The organism is Acidimicrobiales bacterium, assembly GCA_035540975.1.
Taxonomy (GTDB): domain Bacteria; phylum Actinomycetota; class Acidimicrobiia; order Acidimicrobiales.
The window spans coordinates 1-14989 of sequence record DATLFN010000010.1; the positions used below are offsets into that span (position 1 = coordinate 1).

Annotated in this window: 17 protein-coding genes; 5 read left to right on the top strand and 12 right to left on the bottom strand. The window is 74.7% G+C overall.

Annotation, left to right across the window (positions count from 1 at the left end; translation table 11 throughout):
- Positions 1–325 (bottom strand): hypothetical protein (locus VM242_01550; GenBank protein ID HVM03831.1); only part of this gene is annotated, 325 nt, incomplete at its 3' end.
- Positions 326–465: 140 nt separating this feature from the next.
- Between VM242_01550 and VM242_01555 the strand changes: the two genes are divergently transcribed.
- Positions 466–1377: an SDR family NAD(P)-dependent oxidoreductase gene (locus VM242_01555; protein ID HVM03832.1), complete on the top strand. Its 912-nt coding sequence runs from the start codon at positions 466–468 to the stop codon at positions 1375–1377.
- An 18-nt stretch (positions 1378–1395) separates the two neighbouring features.
- On the opposite strand, the gene VM242_01560 is transcribed toward VM242_01555, so the two are convergent.
- The 7 genes from VM242_01560 to malQ all read right to left on the bottom strand — a co-directional run bounded on the left by VM242_01560 (position 1396) and on the right by malQ (position 8789).
- Entirely contained in the window at positions 1396–1854 is a 459-nt protein-coding gene (locus VM242_01560) for a CBS domain-containing protein (GenBank protein ID HVM03833.1), read from the bottom strand.
- A 179-nt stretch (positions 1855–2033) separates the two neighbouring features.
- Entirely contained in the window at positions 2034–2681 is a 648-nt protein-coding gene (locus tag VM242_01565) for a hypothetical protein (protein HVM03834.1), read from the bottom strand.
- 126 nt (positions 2682–2807) lie between these two features.
- Positions 2808–3173 carry a cupredoxin domain-containing protein gene (locus VM242_01570; GenBank protein ID HVM03835.1) on the bottom strand — a complete coding sequence of 122 codons (366 nt, stop codon included), beginning with the start codon at positions 3171–3173 and terminating at the stop codon, positions 2808–2810.
- Positions 3174–3262: 89 nt separating this feature from the next.
- Positions 3263–4072, bottom strand: a complete 810-nt coding sequence (locus tag VM242_01575) for a methyltransferase domain-containing protein (protein HVM03836.1) — start codon at positions 4070–4072, stop codon at positions 3263–3265.
- Positions 4069–5658, bottom strand: a complete 1590-nt coding sequence (locus VM242_01580) for a radical SAM protein (GenBank protein ID HVM03837.1) — start codon at positions 5656–5658, stop codon at positions 4069–4071. The genes VM242_01575 and VM242_01580 overlap by 4 nt, the downstream gene beginning before the upstream one ends.
- Before the next feature lie 93 nt (positions 5659–5751).
- Entirely contained in the window at positions 5752–6792 is a 1041-nt protein-coding gene (locus tag VM242_01585; protein ID HVM03838.1) for an ATP-dependent DNA ligase, read from the bottom strand.
- A gap of 110 nt (positions 6793–6902) precedes the next feature.
- Positions 6903–8789 carry a 4-alpha-glucanotransferase gene (gene malQ / locus VM242_01590; protein ID HVM03839.1) on the bottom strand — a complete coding sequence of 629 codons (1887 nt, stop codon included), beginning with the start codon at positions 8787–8789 and terminating at the stop codon, positions 6903–6905.
- Between the two features lie 31 nt (positions 8790–8820).
- Between malQ and VM242_01595 the strand changes: the two genes are divergently transcribed.
- Positions 8821–10389 (top strand): NAD(P)/FAD-dependent oxidoreductase, encoded by a 1569-nt coding sequence (locus VM242_01595; protein HVM03840.1) that lies wholly within the window; start codon positions 8821–8823, stop codon positions 10387–10389.
- Positions 10390–10392: 3 nt separating this feature from the next.
- Here VM242_01595 and VM242_01600 read toward each other — a convergent pair whose 3' ends face one another.
- On the bottom strand, positions 10393–10824 hold the full coding sequence (locus VM242_01600; GenBank protein HVM03841.1) for an ATP-binding protein: 432 nt from the start codon (positions 10822–10824) through the stop codon (positions 10393–10395).
- 50 nt (positions 10825–10874) lie between these two features.
- Here VM242_01600 and VM242_01605 point away from each other — a divergent pair, with 50 nt between their 5' ends.
- A complete protein-coding gene (locus tag VM242_01605) occupies positions 10875–11786 on the top strand; it encodes a DUF72 domain-containing protein (GenBank protein HVM03842.1) in 912 nt (303 codons plus the stop codon).
- On the opposite strand, the gene VM242_01610 is transcribed toward VM242_01605, so the two are convergent.
- A complete protein-coding gene (locus tag VM242_01610) occupies positions 11763–12167 on the bottom strand; it encodes a nuclear transport factor 2 family protein (GenBank protein HVM03843.1) in 405 nt (134 codons plus the stop codon). The genes VM242_01605 and VM242_01610 overlap by 24 nt on opposite strands.
- Before the next feature lie 29 nt (positions 12168–12196).
- The gene (locus VM242_01615) at positions 12197–12832 is read right to left on the bottom strand and encodes an adenylate/guanylate cyclase domain-containing protein (protein HVM03844.1); all 636 of its coding nucleotides are present in this window, start codon (positions 12830–12832) and stop codon (positions 12197–12199) included.
- 155 nt (positions 12833–12987) lie between these two features.
- Here VM242_01615 and VM242_01620 point away from each other — a divergent pair, with 155 nt between their 5' ends.
- Both VM242_01620 and VM242_01625 read left to right on the top strand, forming a co-directional pair.
- Positions 12988–13809, top strand: a complete 822-nt coding sequence (locus VM242_01620; protein HVM03845.1) for a PD-(D/E)XK nuclease family protein — start codon at positions 12988–12990, stop codon at positions 13807–13809.
- Between the two features lie 19 nt (positions 13810–13828).
- Positions 13829–14395 carry a phosphatase PAP2 family protein gene (locus tag VM242_01625; protein HVM03846.1) on the top strand — a complete coding sequence of 189 codons (567 nt, stop codon included), beginning with the start codon at positions 13829–13831 and terminating at the stop codon, positions 14393–14395.
- 35 nt (positions 14396–14430) lie between these two features.
- Here the strand turns inward: VM242_01625 and VM242_01630 are convergent, their stop codons facing one another.
- Complete coding sequence (locus VM242_01630; GenBank protein HVM03847.1) at positions 14431–14796, bottom strand: ATP-binding protein; 366 nt, start codon at positions 14794–14796, stop codon at positions 14431–14433.
- Positions 14797–14989: the final 193 nt, after the last annotated feature.

The following is a 14989-nucleotide window of genomic DNA, read 5'->3' on the forward strand; positions in this document are numbered from 1 at the left end:
CCACCGACCATGACGGAGAACGCCCGGCGGCGCGCCCGCCGTTCCACCGCTTCCCACCGGGCCGCACGGGCGGCTCGCCCCCTGGTCGCCGCCCTGGCGGCGGCCGCGCTGGCGGTGGCGTCGTGGTGGTGTCGGGGGGCGGAGGTCCCGGTGCGGTGGTGGTGGTGGTGGTCGGCTCCGGCTCGAGGACCTGGGCGACGGCGTCGCCGCCTGCGCCCACCGCCAGCGCGGCCGCCGCCAGGGCGGCGACCAGGGGGCGAGCCGCCCGTGCGGCCCGGTGGGAAGCGGTGGAACGGCGGGCGCGCCGCCGGGCGTTCTCCGTCATGGTCGGTGGGGAAGTCCTCCCGAGGTCTGCCGTTTCCGCCGAGCGGCCGAGCGCGGCCCCGCCGAAACCCCGGGCCCCGCAGCACGGAGATGGTACCCGCCACCACGGGTGCCGGGGACCGGCCCCTACGCTGCGCCCCCGTGAGCGACGTGGGCTTCGACGGGCGGGTGGCGGTGGTGACCGGTGCCGGCGGCGGCCTGGGGCGCGAGCACGCCCTGCTCCTCGCCTCCCGCGGCGCCCGGGTGGTGGTCAACGACGTGGGCAGCTCGCCGGCGGGCGTGGGTGCCGACGAGGGGCCGGCCGCCCGCACGGCGCAGGAGATCGTCGGGCTCGGCGGCGAGGCGGTGCACGACACGAACAGCGTCGCGACCCCCGAGGGCGGGGAGGCGGTGATCGCCACCGCAGTCGCGGCCTTCGGGCGGGTGGACGTCGTGGTCAACAACGCCGGCATCCTGCGCGACAAGGCGTTCCACAACCTCACGCCCGAGCTGCTCGACCCGGTGCTGGACGTCCACCTGAAGGGTGCGTTCTGGGTGACGAGGCCGGCATGGGTGCGCATGCGCGAGCAGGCCTACGGGCGGGTGGTGTGCACGACGTCGAGCTCCGGGATCCTCGGCAACTTCGGGCAGTCGAACTACGGCGCGGCCAAGACGGGGGTCATCGGCCTCGTCCGGGTGCTGGCCGCCGAGGGCGCCCGCCACGGCATCCGGGTCAACGCCGTCGCCCCCCTGGCCCGCACCCGGCTGACCGAGGACCTGCTGGGCCCGCTGGCCGAGCGCCTGTCCCCCGCCCTGGTCTCGCCCGTGGTGGCGTGGCTGTGCTCGGAGGAGTGCCCGGTCACCGGCGAGGTGTTCGAGGTGGGCGGCGGGCGGGTGTCCCGCTTCTTCACCGGCCTCACCCACGGGTGGTTCGACCCCGACCTCACGATCGAGTCGGTCCGCGACCACCTCGACGCCATCCGCGCCGAGGACGGGTACACCACGCCCGCCAGCCTGGGCGAGGAGCTGGCCGAGCTCTTCGCCCGCCTGTCGAGCGGGACCGGCGCCCCCTAGTCCCGGGGCGGCGCGGCGCTAGTCCTGGGGCGGCGCGGCGCTGACGTCGCCCAGGGCGGCGCCCGCCTCGTCGGCCGCGTCCTCGGTCTGGGCCAGGTCGCCCAGCGACAGGATGCCGAGGGGTCGGCCCCGCTCGGTCACGACCACCCGGCGCACGGCCTGCGACCGCATGGCCTCCGCCGCGACCTCCAAGGTGTCCTCGGGGTCGATGGTGGTGACCGACGTGGACGCCACATCGCCCACCGGCGTGGCTTCGGCGTCCTGCCCGTCGGCGACCGCCCGGACGACGATGTCGCGGTCGGTGACGATGCCGAACACCGACTCGTCGTCGACGACCACGACGGGGCCGATGTCGTGGTCGCGCATGAGGCGGGCGACGTCGGCGATGGTGGCCTCGGGGTGGACGGTGACCAGATCGGTGGACATGACGTCGGCGACGGGCCGGGAGGCCGAACCTCGATGTACCTGCTGGGCCATGGGATGTCTCCCCTCTCTGCCTCGTTGCATCGATCACCTCGCGCGTACCCGGGACGCGGCGCGAGGTAACGGCCGCTCCCTCCGCGCCGGCACCCGCACCGTTCCGGCGGCAGGATCGGGCGAACAGCGCCCCTTCCTGCCGCCAGTCCCCGGTGGCGTGGCGACCCACGGCCGCCCGGTCAGGACGTGACGGCGACGGCGGCTGCCCGGCCACCGAGCACGGCGCCGAACAGGGCGTGCCCGACGGTGGCCATGAGCACCGTCCCCGGTCCGAGCGGGAACAGCATCTCCTCGCCGTAGGGGGACAGGGCGAGGGTGACCAGCAGCCCGGCGCAGGCGGCCAGCCCGTACACCACCCCGGCGGCCCGGCCCCGCAGGCCCAGGGCGAGGAAGGCGAGGGCCAGGCCGGCCCCGTTGCCGAGGTAGCGCCACAGGTACCCGAACAGTGCCGGCGGCGCCAGCCCCAGCTCGACGCCGATGTGCGGGATCGGGTCGCGGTCGACGACGCCGATGGCCAGGAACACGAACCGCGACACGTCGTAGAGGGCGGTCGCCGACACGCCGGCCCCGACGGCCCGTCGCACCAGGCCGGCGGTCGGGCGGTCGCCGGCGGCCAGGACGGCGACGAGCGCCAGGGCGGGCAGGAGGACGGCGACGGCGGCCGCCCGCAGCCCGACGCCGAAGGTGGACCCGGCGATGAGGGACACGGGCGTGAGGCCGGCCCCCGCCAGGGCGACGGCGCGCCCGGCGCGCCGGCCCGCCTCCCGGTCGCGCCACGCCGCCGGCGAGGCGACGATCCAGTCGGGGGCGGAGAGCGTGAGCGCCATGCCCACTCGAACCCCCCGCCCGCCCCGGGATACGTCGTATCACCGGCCGTGCCCCGGAACCTGTCGCCGGAACGACTCGGATCCGGGTCGTTCCCGCCACAGGTCCGGCCACGTCGCCCGTGGCGCTCAGGTGACGGTGAGCGTGCCCTGCATGCGGGACGGGTGGTACTTGCACTGGAAGGTGTAGGTCCCCGGCTCCGGGGTGATGCGGGCCCGCCCCGACTCGCCCGGCCCGGCGTCGACGTCCACCTCGAGGTCGGCGATGTTGAGGTTGTGCAGGACCTCACCGGAGTTGTCGATCTGGAGCGTCACCGCCCGGCCCGACTCGACCTCGATCTCGGTCGGGTCGAAGCTGAAGTCGGCCGCCTGGACCACCCGGGTGAACGCGTCGCCACCGGTGCCGGCGTCCTCCTCGCCGTCGTCGTCCGAGCCGCAGGCGACGAGGCTCCCGGCCAGGAACAGGGCGGCGGCGAGGGCGGTCGGTCGGCGCATGACGCGATCTTGCCCGATGGCGCCGAGCGTTGCTCGGCCGCTCGTCCTCCGCACGCCGTGCGCCGGGGCGACCGGGGCGGCGTGCCGGTTCAGGCCTTCTCGGCGACGAGCAGGGTGTAGCCGGCGATGCCGTCCCGGACCGCCCGGGCGGCCAGGGCCGTGCGCTGGCGGGCGGTGCCGAAGTCCACGCCGTCGAGGGCCGGGACCTTGGCCATCTGGAACGCCACCAGGCGGGCGTCGATCTGCTCGATCATCCTGGCCAGGGCGGCGTCGTGCGCCTCCCGCAGGGTGACCTTCAGCCCGGCGTCGGCCAGCAGGTCGACGTACTGCTCGACGGGCCGGGCGTCGGCCAGGCAGGCCACCCACCCGGCCAGGGTCTTCAGCTCCTCGTGGAGGCGGTCGGGGTCGAGGGCCACGTCGGTGATGCCGATGCGCCCGCCCGGCCTGAGGACCCGCGCCATCTCCGACGCGGCCGTGGGCTTGTCGGGGAAGGTGCAGAAGGCGCACTCGCACACCACCGCGTCGACCGACTCGTCGGGCAGCGGCAGCCGCTCGGCGTCGCCCACGTGGAAGCGCACCCGCTCGGCCAGCCCGTTGGCGGCCGCCTTGGCGTTGGCCGCCGCCACCTGCTGGTCGCCCAGGTCGACCCCGTCCACCTCCACGCCGAACTCGGCGGCAAGCAGGAAGGCGGTGGCGCCCGGGCCGCTGGCCACGTCCAGCACCCGCTGGCCCGTCCGCAGGTCGATCGAGCGGGCCAGGCGCCGGGTCAGGTCCAGCCCGCCCGGGTGGTACGACTCGCCCAGGATGAGGGCCACGGCGTCGCGCTGGTAGGCGGTGGAGCAGCAGACCTTCAGCTCCTCGGGGTTCTCGACGGCGAGGATCGCCGGCCCCTCGGTCATGACCGGAGGTTCCTGCCGATGTTCGTGGCGTCGGCCGGGACGTGCCTGGAGGGGCGCGCCTCGCCGTCGCCGCCGTCGCCGCCGTTCCCGCCGTTCCCGCCGTTGCCGAACGTCTTCGACCCGTACTTGGTGGTGAGCAGGATGGGCTGGAGCTCGCTGGCGTTCGGGACGATGGTCGGCACGAAGGCGCCGCTGAGCTGCTCGCGGATCTCCTCGCGGTAGCCCACCGAGTTGTAGGCGCAGAACGGGATGAGGCGGCCGTCGGGGGTGATCTCCTCGACGCAGCACTTCATGAGCGCCTTGACGTTCAGCGTGTACGGGTCCTGGAAGTCCTGGATCACCACCATGAACGACTTGTCGGCGATGTCCTTGAGCGCCTCGGGGAGGTCGATGCCGCAGGTGGCGCACTCCAGCTGATTGCCGGTGTTGCCGTCGGTACCGGGCACCGCCGACGCGCTCCACAGCTTCTCCAGGGCGCCCCGCACGCTCATGTCGGGCATGACCCGGTTGCTCACGTAGTCGAGGTAGTCGTCCACGTCGACCAGCCGCGGGATGGGCACGACGGTCTCGCCCTCGACCAGCAGGTAGGTGATGCTCCGGCACGTCGGGAAGCAGCAGGGGACGGGCACGAAGTCCGAGAGCCGGAACCAGTCGCCGCACTGGTCGACCAGGCCGTGGATGATGTCGGCGTTGGTGAGCCGCTGCATCGGGTCGAACTCAACGTGGCGGCCCGAGTGGGTGACGGGCTGGTAGGCCACCGACCGAACGGCGGGGTGCTTCACGCCGAAGCGGATGATGTCGCCCAGCTCGTGCTCGTTCAGGCCCTTCTCGATGGCCGCCACCAGCGAGACGCCGAGGCCGAACTCGGCGCAGTTGTCGAGCGCCTTCTGCTTGGCCTCGCGCAGGTCCCGGCCCCGGATCTTGATGTGGGTCTCCGGGTCGAAGCCGTCGAACTGCATGTAGATCGTGGGCTTCAGCTCGGCCAGCTCGCGCACGAACTTGCGGTCGTGGGCCAGGCGGATGCCGTTGGTGTTGAGCGTCACCATGTGGACGCCCTTGTCCTGCGCCATCTTGATGAATTCGAGGATCCGGGGGTGGATGGTGGGCTCGCCGCCGGAGAACATGACGACCTCGGGCTCGCCCTCGGAGCGGACGAAGGCGTCGAGGCCGGCCTCCACCTGGTCCATGGTGAGCGAGAAGCCGTCGGGCTGGTGGCCCGAGTCGGCGAAGCAGATGGGGCAGTCGAGGTTGCAGCCGCTGTTGACCTCGATGATCCCGAGGCAGGCGTGCTGCTTGTGCTCGGGGCACAGGCCGCAGTCCAGCGGGCACCCGTCCTTGACCTCGGTCTGCGTCTCCAGGGGGTAGGTGCCGGGCTTGTTGTAGCGCAGCGACGAGAAGTACATCTCGGCGTCGCTGTAGAGCAGGGCCTCGAACTTGCCGTGCTCGGTGCAGCGCTTGCGCAGGAAGACCCTGTTGTCCTTGACGTTGACCTCGGCGTCGATGACGGTCTTGCAGACCGGGCAGATGCTCTTGGTGTACTCGAGGAAGACCTCGTCGCGGTCCACCTTCTGACGCGGTGGCGTCATGGTCATGGGTGATCTCCTCCGCCCGGTCGGCCAGCGATGGGCGAGAAGCTAACAGGTGGCCGGACGCTGCCCGCCGCGCCTCCGCCGGTGTCGTCAGGAGCCGGCGCCGAACACCTGGGCCAGCTCCTCGGGCACGGCCGCCTCCAGCTGGGCGTAGGTGCACGAGGCCGGGTCCCGGTCGGGCCGCCAGCGCCGGAAGTGCGTGGCGTGGCGGAAGCGGTCGCCCTCCAGGTGGTCGTACGCCACCTCGCACACCAGCTCGGGGCGCAAAGGCTCGAAGGACAGATCGCGCCCCGCGTTCCACCGGCTGTGGCCGCCGGGGGCCCGGCCGTCGAAGCGGCTGTCGTCGCGCTCGGTGCGGTACGGCTCCAGCTCGGCCACCAGCTCCTGGCGGCGCTTCATGGTGAACGCGGCGGCGACGCCCACGTGATGGAGGACGCCCTCGCCGTCGTACAGGCCGAGGAGCAGCGAGCCGACGACGGGGCCGCTCTTGTGCCAGCGGAACCCGGCCACCACGCAGTCGGCCGTGCGCTCGTGCTTCACCTTGACCATCACCCGCTCGCCCTCCCGGTAGGGCAGGTCGAGCCGCTTGGCCACCACGCCGTCCAGGCCGGCGCCCTCGAACCGGTGGAACCAGTCGTTCGCCACACCCCGGTCCTCGGTGCACGGGGTGAGGTGCACGGGCGGCCTCGCCCCGGCCAGCGCGTCCACCAGGGCGGCCCGGCGCTCGGCGAACGGGCGCCGGCGGAGGTCGTCGTCGCCCAGGGCGAGGAGGTCGAACGCCACGAACGACGCCGGGGTCTCCTCGGCCAGGCGCCGGACCCGGGACTCGGCCGGGTGGATGCGCTGGAGGAGGGCCTCGAAGTCGAGCCCCTCGTCCCCGGCGATGACGATCTCACCGTCGATCACCACCCGCTCGGGCAGCTCGGCCAGGGCCGCCTCGACCACGTCGGGGAAGTAGCGGGTGAGCGGCTTCTCGTTGCGGCTGCCGAGCTCGACGTCGTCGCCGTCGCGGAACAGGATGCAGCGGAACCCGTCCCACTTGGGCTCGTAGAGCACGGGGCCGGAAGGTGGCAGCTCCTTGGCCGCCTTGGCCAGCATGGGGCCGACGGGCGGCATCACCGGCAGGTCCATGGGCGGCCGAGCCTAGGACGCGGCCCCCCCGGTGGGCCCGGGTGGGCAACCTGTCGCCGGAACGACCCGGATCCGAGTCGTTTCCGCGACAGGTTCGGGGCTGGGGAGGGCTACGGCGGCGGCGGGGGGCGGCGGCCGATCGCCTCGGCCACCGCAGCCACGCCGGGATCGGACTCGACGTCCTCCAGGGGCAGGGGCAGGGCGATGCTCCAGTTGGGACGCTCCGTCGTCGTCCCCGGGAGGTTGGGCCGCTCCTCCACGCCCAGGGCGTCGTCGAGGGTGGCGGCCACCACCATGGACGGCGCCTCCCCCAGCAGCCGGTGGGTACGGAGGACGACCTCGCCCACCGCCTCGTCGTCGGCCGCCCCCGTCCAGTGGCGCAGCCGGTCGCGGATGGCGAGGGTGCTCTCGACGTTGGGGTCGGTCCCGAGGCGCTGCTGCTCCTCCAGGTCGCTCCCCGTCCACAGGCCGGCCACGGTGGGCAGGTCGTGGGTCGTCACGGCCGCCAGCGCCCGCTGCGGGTACTTGGCCGGCGGGTCGGGCTCGAACCAGACGAGCCGGTACGACAGGACCCGCCGGCGGGCGAGCTCCTCCCGGACGAAGGGCTCCACCGTGCCCAGGTCCTCGCCCACGACCCAGGCGCCCGCCCGGGCGCTCTCCAGGGCGAGGATGCCGAGCAGGTCGTGCCACGGGTAGGTGACGTAGGTGCCCTCGGCCGGGCTGGCGGCCGACTCCGGCACCCAGAACAACCGGAAGAGGCCCATGACGTGGTCGATGCGCACGCCGCCGGCGTGGCGGAAGGCGGCCCGCAGGGTGGCCACGAACGGCTCGTAGGCGGCGTCGCGGAGGCGCCACGGGTCGAGGGGCGGCAGGCCCCAGTCCTGGCCCTTGACCGCGAACTCGTCGGGCGGCGCGCCGACCCGCACGTCGAGGGCGAAGCAGTCCTGCCACAGCCAGGCGTCGGCCCCGCCGGCGTCGGCGCCGATGGCCAGGTCCTGGACCACGCCGACCTCCTCACCGGCCCGGCCCAGCTGCACGTCCAGCAGCCACTGGAGCCACTGGTGGTACCGGACGCGGTCGGCGTGGCGACGGGCGAACAGGGCGACGGCGGGACCGTCGGCGCGCCGGAGCTCGGCCGGCCACGACGTCCACGGGAGGCCGTGGACGTCGGCGATGGCGCAGAACCGGGCCCACCCCTTGAGCGGCGCCCCCTGCTCGTCGCACCAGCGCCGGAACGCGGCGTCGCCGGCGAAGCCCGACCACAGCCGCTCCAGGGCGGCCGCCTTGAGCCGCCACACCTCGTCCCGGTCGATCAGCCGGCGGTCGTTGAGCGCCCGGCCGGCCGCCGCCAGCGCCTCCAGGTCGCCGCCCGCCGCCGACGCGCCGGGCACGTCCTCTACCCGCAGGTACAGCGGGTTGCGGAAGCACCGGCTCGACGGGGAGTACGGGCTGGCCTGCTGCGCGCCCGCCGGCTGGGCGGCGTGGAGCGGGTTCACCAGCACCATCCCCGCGCCCTGGCCCGCCGACCACCCGCCCAGGCGCCGGAGGTCGCCCAGGTCCCCGATGCCCCAGCTGGCGCCCGACCGCGCCGAGTACAGCTGCACGGCCCACCCCCACGTCCGCAGGTCGTCGGCGAGGTGGCAGGCGGGCGGCGTCACGATCAGGGACACGGCGTGGCCGTCGTCGTCCCGCCGGAGGCGGTGGTAGCCCAGGGGGACGTCGGGAGGGAGCGATCCGTCCACGGCGGCGTCGCCCCCGTCCTCCGTCGCCAGGCCCCAGCGCCCGGGCAGGGGGAGCTCCTCCCCCTCGGTGACGACCATGACGGTACCGTCGGGGTGGCGGGCGTCGGCCGGGCGCGGAGGCGGCGAGGCGCCGGCGCCCATGGCCTCCAGCAGCGCCCGCACGGTCGACTCCGGGGCCTCCCGCCAGACGTCGCGGAAGTCCGAGTAGCCGGGCTGGATGCCCCACCGTGCTGCGTCCGTGCCGAGCGGTGCCATCCCCCTTTTGTAGCCGCCGTAGGCTCCCCGGATGCCTGACGCCGTGGTGATCGGGGCCGGCCCCAACGGTCTGGTGGCCGCCAACGTGCTGGCCGACCGGGGCTGGGACGTCACCGTGCTCGAGGCGCGACCGGAGCCGGGCGGGGCGGTGAAGTCGGCCGAGCTGATCGAGCCGGGCTTCGTGAACGACGTGTTCAGCGCCTTCTACCCGCTGGCCGTGGCGTCGCCCGTCATCCGGTCGCTGGGCCTCGAGGCGCACGGGCTGCGGTGGTGCCGCTCCCCCGTCGCCCTCGCCCACCCGGCGGCCGACGGCACGTGCCCGGTGGTGTCCACCGACCTCGACGAGACCGCCGCCTCGCTGGAGACCACCATGACCGGCGACGGCGACGCCTGGCGCGACCTGTACGGGCAGTGGGAGCGCATCGGCGGCCCGCTGCTGGAGTCGCTGCTGTCCCCCTTCCCGCCCGTCCGGGGGGGGATGCGGCTGGTGGGCGCCACCCGCCCGTCGGAGCTGGTGGAGCTGGTGCGGTTCCTGATGCTCCCGGTGCGGCGGCTGGGCGAGGAGGAGTTCGCCGGCGAGTCGGCCCGCCGGCTGCTGGCCGGGTGCGCCCTCCACACCGACGTGTTCCCCGAGTCGCCCGTCGGTGGGCTCACGGGCTGGCTGCTGGCCGCCATCGGCCAGGAGCAGGGCTGGCCCGTGCCCGAGGGGGGCGCCGGCCGGCTGACCGACGCCCTCGTCTCGCGGCTCACGTCGGCGGGCGGGAAGCTCCAGTGCTCCACGCCGGTCACCGGCATCGTCGTGCGCGACGGCCGGGCCGTCGCCGTGCGCACGGCGGCGGGCGACGAGGTGGGCGCCGGCCGAGCGGTGCTGGCCGACGTGACCGCCCCCGCCCTCTACCGCGACCTGGTCGGCGAGGAGCACCTGCCGGGCCGGGTGGTCCGTGCCCTCGACCGGTTCCAGTGGGACCACGCCACCGTGAAGGTCGACTGGACCCTCGACGCCCCGATCCCGTGGACGGCCGAGGCAGCCCGAAGGGCCGGCACGGTGCACGTGGCCGACTCGGTCGACACGCTGACGCTCCAGGCGGCGCAGCTCCAGCTCGGCCTGGTGCCCGACCCCCCGTTCGTCATCGTGGGCCAGCAGGGGCGGGCCGACCCGACGCGTGCGCCCCGGGGCAAGGAGGCGGTGTGGGCCTACGCCCACGTGCCGCAGCACGTGCGGGGCGACGCCGGCGACGACGGGATCACGGGCACCTGGGACGACGCCGACGCCGGGCGCATGGCCGACCGCATCGAGAACGAGGTCGAACGGCTGGCGCCCGGGTTCCGCTCCCTCGTCCGCGGCCGCCACGTCCTCACGCCCCGGTCGCTCGAGGCAGCGGACGCGAACCTGCACGGCGGCGCCACCAACGGCGGCACGTCGCAGCTCCACCAGCAGCTCGTCTTCCGCCCGACTCCCGGGCTCGGGCGGGCGAGCACGGCGGTCCGCCGGCTGTTCCTGGCGTCGTCGTCCGCCCACCCCGGCGGCGGCGTGCACGGTGCGTGCGGCGCCAACGCGGCGCGGGCGGCCCTGGGCGCCGACCGGTTCCGCCGTCGCTGAGCGCTAGTGCGCCGCCAGCTCCAGGTCGTGGGCGCCGCCGGACAGGACCTTGCGCATGACCACGCGCGTGCCGCCGGCCGACGAGTCGACGTCCACCGACGTCATGACTCCGCGGATGATGGACAGGCCCCGGCCGGAGGTGTCGTAGGGCCCGGGCTTCGGGCGGGGCGCCGATGCGTCGAAGCCGACGCCGTCGTCCTCGACCTGCACCACGACCTCCTGCTCGCACCGCTCCGCCGTCATCGAGATGCGCCCGGAGCCACCCGGGAAGGCATGGCGGATGACGTTGGCGCAGGCCTCGTCCAGGGCCAGCACCAGGTCCTCGCGCTCGTCTCCCACCAGCCCCGCCTCGTCGAGGTACTCGTCCATGGCACGGCGGGCCATGGTCAGGAACCGGGCATCGGCCGGCAGATCGAGTCGAAGGACGAGACGCATGAGTGCGGCGGGGACCTCGTTCGCCGTTCGGTCGCCTCTACCCCCTGGGTATGACGGGCAAACGGCACCCGACGGCCGGGCGGGTCCTGGTGGGAGCCGGTTCGTGGTCGGAACGGACGCTGGTCCACGGGACCCGCTGGTACCCGCGGCGGTCCATGAGGGCGGCCGAGCGCATCGCGTACTACGCCGCCCGGTTCCCGCTGGTGGAGATCGACGCCACCGCCCGCTTCCCGCCCACGCCCGAGCTGTGCCGGCAGTGGGTGGAGCGCACGCCCGACGGGTTCACCATCGACGTCCGGGGCTGGACGCTCCTCACCGGCGGCGCCGCCCTGCCCGACTCCCTCTGGGAGGACCTGCGCGACCAGGTCCGCCCGGAGGTGCGCGACCGGCGGCGCCTCTACCTCGGGCACCTCACGGCGGCCGGCCGGTCCGAGGCGTGGGCCCGGTTCCACCACGCCCTCCGGCCCCTGCACGAGGCCGGGCGCCTGGGCGCCGTCGTCCTCCGCTACCCGTCGTGGCTGCAACCCGGGGAGACGGGGCGGGCGATGCTCGTCGAGGCGAGGCGCGAGCTGGGCGAACTGCCCGTGGTGGTCGAGCTCGCCCACCCCCGCTGGCTGGACGGGCGGGCCTGCGAGGAGACGCTCGCCTTCCTCGAGGACTGGGGGCTCGGCTTCGTGTGCGTGGACCGGCCGCCGGACGCCGGTCGCCCGGTGGTGGCGACCACGGGGGACGTCGGGTTCGTGCGCTTCCCGGGCCGCAACCCGGGGGTGTGGGACGAGCCCGACCTGAGCATCGGCGAGCGCTTCGCCTACCGCTACGGCGAGGAGGAGCTGGCGGCGTGGGTCCCGGCCGTGCGGGAGATGGCGGCGTCCGCCGAGCAGGTCCACGTGGTGTTCTCGAACACCTTCCGCGACGACGCCGTGACCAACGCCTCCGACCTACTCCGGCTCCTCGCCGTCTGAGACCGAGCTCACCACGGAGCCGTGGTGGCACACCATCCGCCAGCGGCCGGACCCGATCTCGCGGACGAAGACGTTGACGGCCGCCACCGTCGAGCCGCCCTGGTCGCCCAGCAGGTTCTCGTCGACCGCCACCCAGGCCACGCCGTCCTGTACGAACACCCGCTCCTCGGTCAGGATGAACTGGAGCGTCTGCCTGCTCTGGAAGAGGGCGAAGAACGAGCCCGCCACCGCCCCCCACCCCTTGAGCGTCGCCCAGCCGGGATGGGTGCACAGTGCCCGCTCCGACCTCTCCCAGACGTCGGACATGGCGTCGAGGTCGCAGGTCTCGAAGGCGTCGTAGAAGGCCCGGTTGGCGAGGCGCACCTCGGTCGCGGCGTCCACCACCGGAGGCTAACGCCGGCCGGCGGTCCCTAGCGCGTGCGGCCCGGGGCGTCCGTGGCCCGGCGCCGCGTGCGGTCGAGCACGTGGACCGTGGCGCCACCGTCGCCGTCGCCCGCCGGGACGACGGAGAAGACGACCTGGGGCTCGGAGACGCCGGCGAAGCGCAGCGTGCGGGGAGAGCCGGTGGGCAGGCCTTCGTCGGCTCCCGTGGCCAGCCGCACCGACGACGACACCAGGACCTCGCCGGCGGCGGCGGCCGCCGCCACCCGCCGGGCCACGTGGACGGTACGACCGAGCACGTCGCCGTCCCGGCGGACGACCGGGCCCGAGTGGGCGCCGACGCGGATGGCCAGGCCCTCGGGGACCTCGGGCACCCGCAGGGCCGCCACCAGCCGGCGGGCCAGCACTCCTGCCCGGACGGCGCCCGCCGCGTCCCCGAACACGGCCAGGAACCCGTCGCCCGTCGTCTTGACCTCCTCGCCGCCGTGGGTGCGCAGGGCGCTGCGGACCGCATCGTCGTGGGCGGAGAGGACCTCGACCCAGCGGTCGTCGCCGAGCCGCTCGATGAGGGCGGTCGACCCGACGATGTCCGTGAACACCACGGTGAGGACGGGGCGCCCGGCGGGCGCCCTGCCCACACCCGATTCGGAGGCCCCCCAGCTCACAGCCGAATCCTGGTCGCACCGGGGCCCGGCGGGAACCGTGCTGCCCGGCGTCTCGCGAGGGGGTGCCACCACGGCCCGCCGGTCGCCGAGCCGCCGTGCCGGTCCGGCCCGCGGTCCACGCCCCTGTCGCAGCCCCGCTCTACCCTTGGGAGCCGATGAGCCTGCCGCTGCCCACCTCACTGTCGCCCTCCCGGGTCGCCTCGTTCAAGGACTGCGCGCTGGCCTTCCGCTTCTCCGCCATCGACCGGCTCCCCGAGCCGCCGTCGCCGTCGGCCTCCAAGGGCACGCTCGTCCACCGGGCCCTGGAGCGGCTCTACGCCCGGTTCCCGGCCGGGTCCCGCACCGAGGCCGCCGCGCTGGCGCAGCTGGAGGTGGCGTGGGCCGAGCTGGCCGCCCATCCCGAGTTCGCCGGTCTCGAGCTGGACGCCGAGGCCCAGGGGGAGTTCCTGGCCGACGCCGCCACGCTCGTCTCCAACGCCTTCCGCCTCGAGGACCCCAACGCCGTCAACGCCATCGGCCTCGAGCTCAAGCTGGAGGCTCGGATCGGCACCCTCCGGCTGCGCGGGATCATCGACCGGCTCGACCTCGACGCGGACGGCGAGCTGGTCGTCACCGACTACAAGACGGGGTCGGCCCCACGGGCGTCGTTCGAGAACGGCCGCCTCGGTGGCGTCCAGTTCTACGCCTTCTTGTGCGAGCAGATGCTCGGCCGGCGCCCGGCCCGGGTGCAGCTGCTCCACCTGCGCGAGCCGGTCGCCATCGTGGGTGTCCCGAGCGAGCAGTCGGTGCGGGGCCTGGTCACCCGGACCTCGGCCGTGTGGGCGGCGGTGGAGCGGGCGTGCCAGCACGAGGACTTCAGGCCGCACCCGTCCCGGCTGTGCGACTACTGCGCCTACAAGCCCTTCTGCCCGGCGTGGGGCGGCGACCCGACCGAGGCGACCGCGGACCGCGAGCCCGAGCCCGTCGCCGCCGTCTGAACGGCCGAGCCCGCCGACCGTGGACCTCCTCTCCGACCGCACGCGCCAGCGCGTCGCCGACCTCGACGCCCGGGTCGACAAGGCGTTCGACCGCCTGCGCGGGAACCCCACGACCGACCGGCTGTTCTACGGGGCGTCCGCCCTGGCCGACCACAGCATGATCTGGCTGATGTTCGGGTCGCTGCGGGGTCTGCGCTCGGAGCACGACTGGACGGCCGCCGTGCGCGTCGGCGCCGGCGTCTTCGCCGAGTCCGCGCTCGTCAACGTCGGGATCAAGTCGCTCTTCCGGCGGACCCGCCCGCCCTGGGAGGTCGACCGCCCGTTCCCCCTGCGCCGCCCGCGCACCAGCTCGTTCCCGAGCGGTCACGCCACCGCCGCGTTCACGGCCGCCGCCCTGCTGGCCGACGACGACCCGCTGTGGCCCGTCTACTACGCCGCCGCCGTGGTGGTCAGCGCCAGCCGGGTGTACGTGCGCATCCACCACGCCTCCGACGTCCTCGGCGGCGTCGCCATCGGTGCCGTGCTGGGCCACGTCGGCCGGCGCCTGGTGCCGCTGTCTCCCCGTCCCGCCGGCCTGCGGCGGTAGGAAGGGGCCGGCGCGGCGGGTGCGGGTCGCCGGCGTCAGGGGCGCATCTCGAACCACAGGCACGTGCCGTGGTCCGAGCGGCGCACGCCCCACGCCTCGGCCACCGAGTCGATCACCCGCAGCCCCCGGCCCGACGCGGCGTCGGGGGCGGGGTCCCGCACCACGGGTATGCCGGGGTGACCGTCGTGGACCTCGATGCGCGCCATGGCGGCGTCGACCGTCACCACCACGTCGATCGGGGTGCCGGCGTGCACCACGGCGTTGGTGACGGCCTCGCTGGTGAGCAGCACGGCGTCGTCGATGACCTCGGTGGAGAACCCGCGCTGCCACAAGACGTCGGCCACGAAGCGGCGGCCGGCGGCGGGGCTGGTGGAGTGGGGAGGAAGCGTCGTCCGCGGCACCGAGCCTTTGCTTCCCCACCGGGGCCGGAAAAGACTCACGATGGAGACGAGGACCGGGGCAATGACCGCATACCGCAGGGTGATGGCCCTCCTCGCCGCCGGCGCGGTGACCGCCGCGTCGTGCCGGGAGGGGGCGGCGCCGGGCGATGGGGCCACCCTCCGTGCCCGCCTCGCCCACGTCCTCGCCCGCCCC

Excerpts from the sequence above, each read along its gene's own strand:
- VM242_01560 (HVM03833.1), bottom strand. The coding sequence starts at position 1,854 with ATGGCCCAGCAGGTACATCGAGGTTCGGCCTCCCGGCCCGTCGCCGAC.
- VM242_01565 (HVM03834.1), bottom strand. The coding sequence starts at position 2,681 with ATGGCGCTCACGCTCTCCGCCCCCGACTGGATCGTCGCCTCGCCGGCG.
- VM242_01570 (HVM03835.1), bottom strand. The coding sequence starts at position 3,173 with ATGCGCCGACCGACCGCCCTCGCCGCCGCCCTGTTCCTGGCCGGGAGC.
- VM242_01575 (HVM03836.1), bottom strand. The coding sequence starts at position 4,072 with ATGACCGAGGGGCCGGCGATCCTCGCCGTCGAGAACCCCGAGGAGCTG.
- VM242_01580 (HVM03837.1), bottom strand. The coding sequence starts at position 5,658 with ATGACGCCACCGCGTCAGAAGGTGGACCGCGACGAGGTCTTCCTCGAG.
- VM242_01585 (HVM03838.1), bottom strand. The coding sequence starts at position 6,792 with ATGGACCTGCCGGTGATGCCGCCCGTCGGCCCCATGCTGGCCAAGGCG.
- malQ (HVM03839.1), bottom strand. The coding sequence starts at position 8,789 with ATGGCACCGCTCGGCACGGACGCAGCACGGTGGGGCATCCAGCCCGGC.
- VM242_01595 (HVM03840.1), top strand. The coding sequence starts at position 8,821 with ATGCCTGACGCCGTGGTGATCGGGGCCGGCCCCAACGGTCTGGTGGCC.
- VM242_01600 (HVM03841.1), bottom strand. The coding sequence starts at position 10,824 with ATGCGTCTCGTCCTTCGACTCGATCTGCCGGCCGATGCCCGGTTCCTG.
- VM242_01605 (HVM03842.1), top strand. The coding sequence starts at position 10,875 with ATGACGGGCAAACGGCACCCGACGGCCGGGCGGGTCCTGGTGGGAGCC.
- VM242_01620 (HVM03845.1), top strand. The coding sequence starts at position 12,988 with ATGAGCCTGCCGCTGCCCACCTCACTGTCGCCCTCCCGGGTCGCCTCG.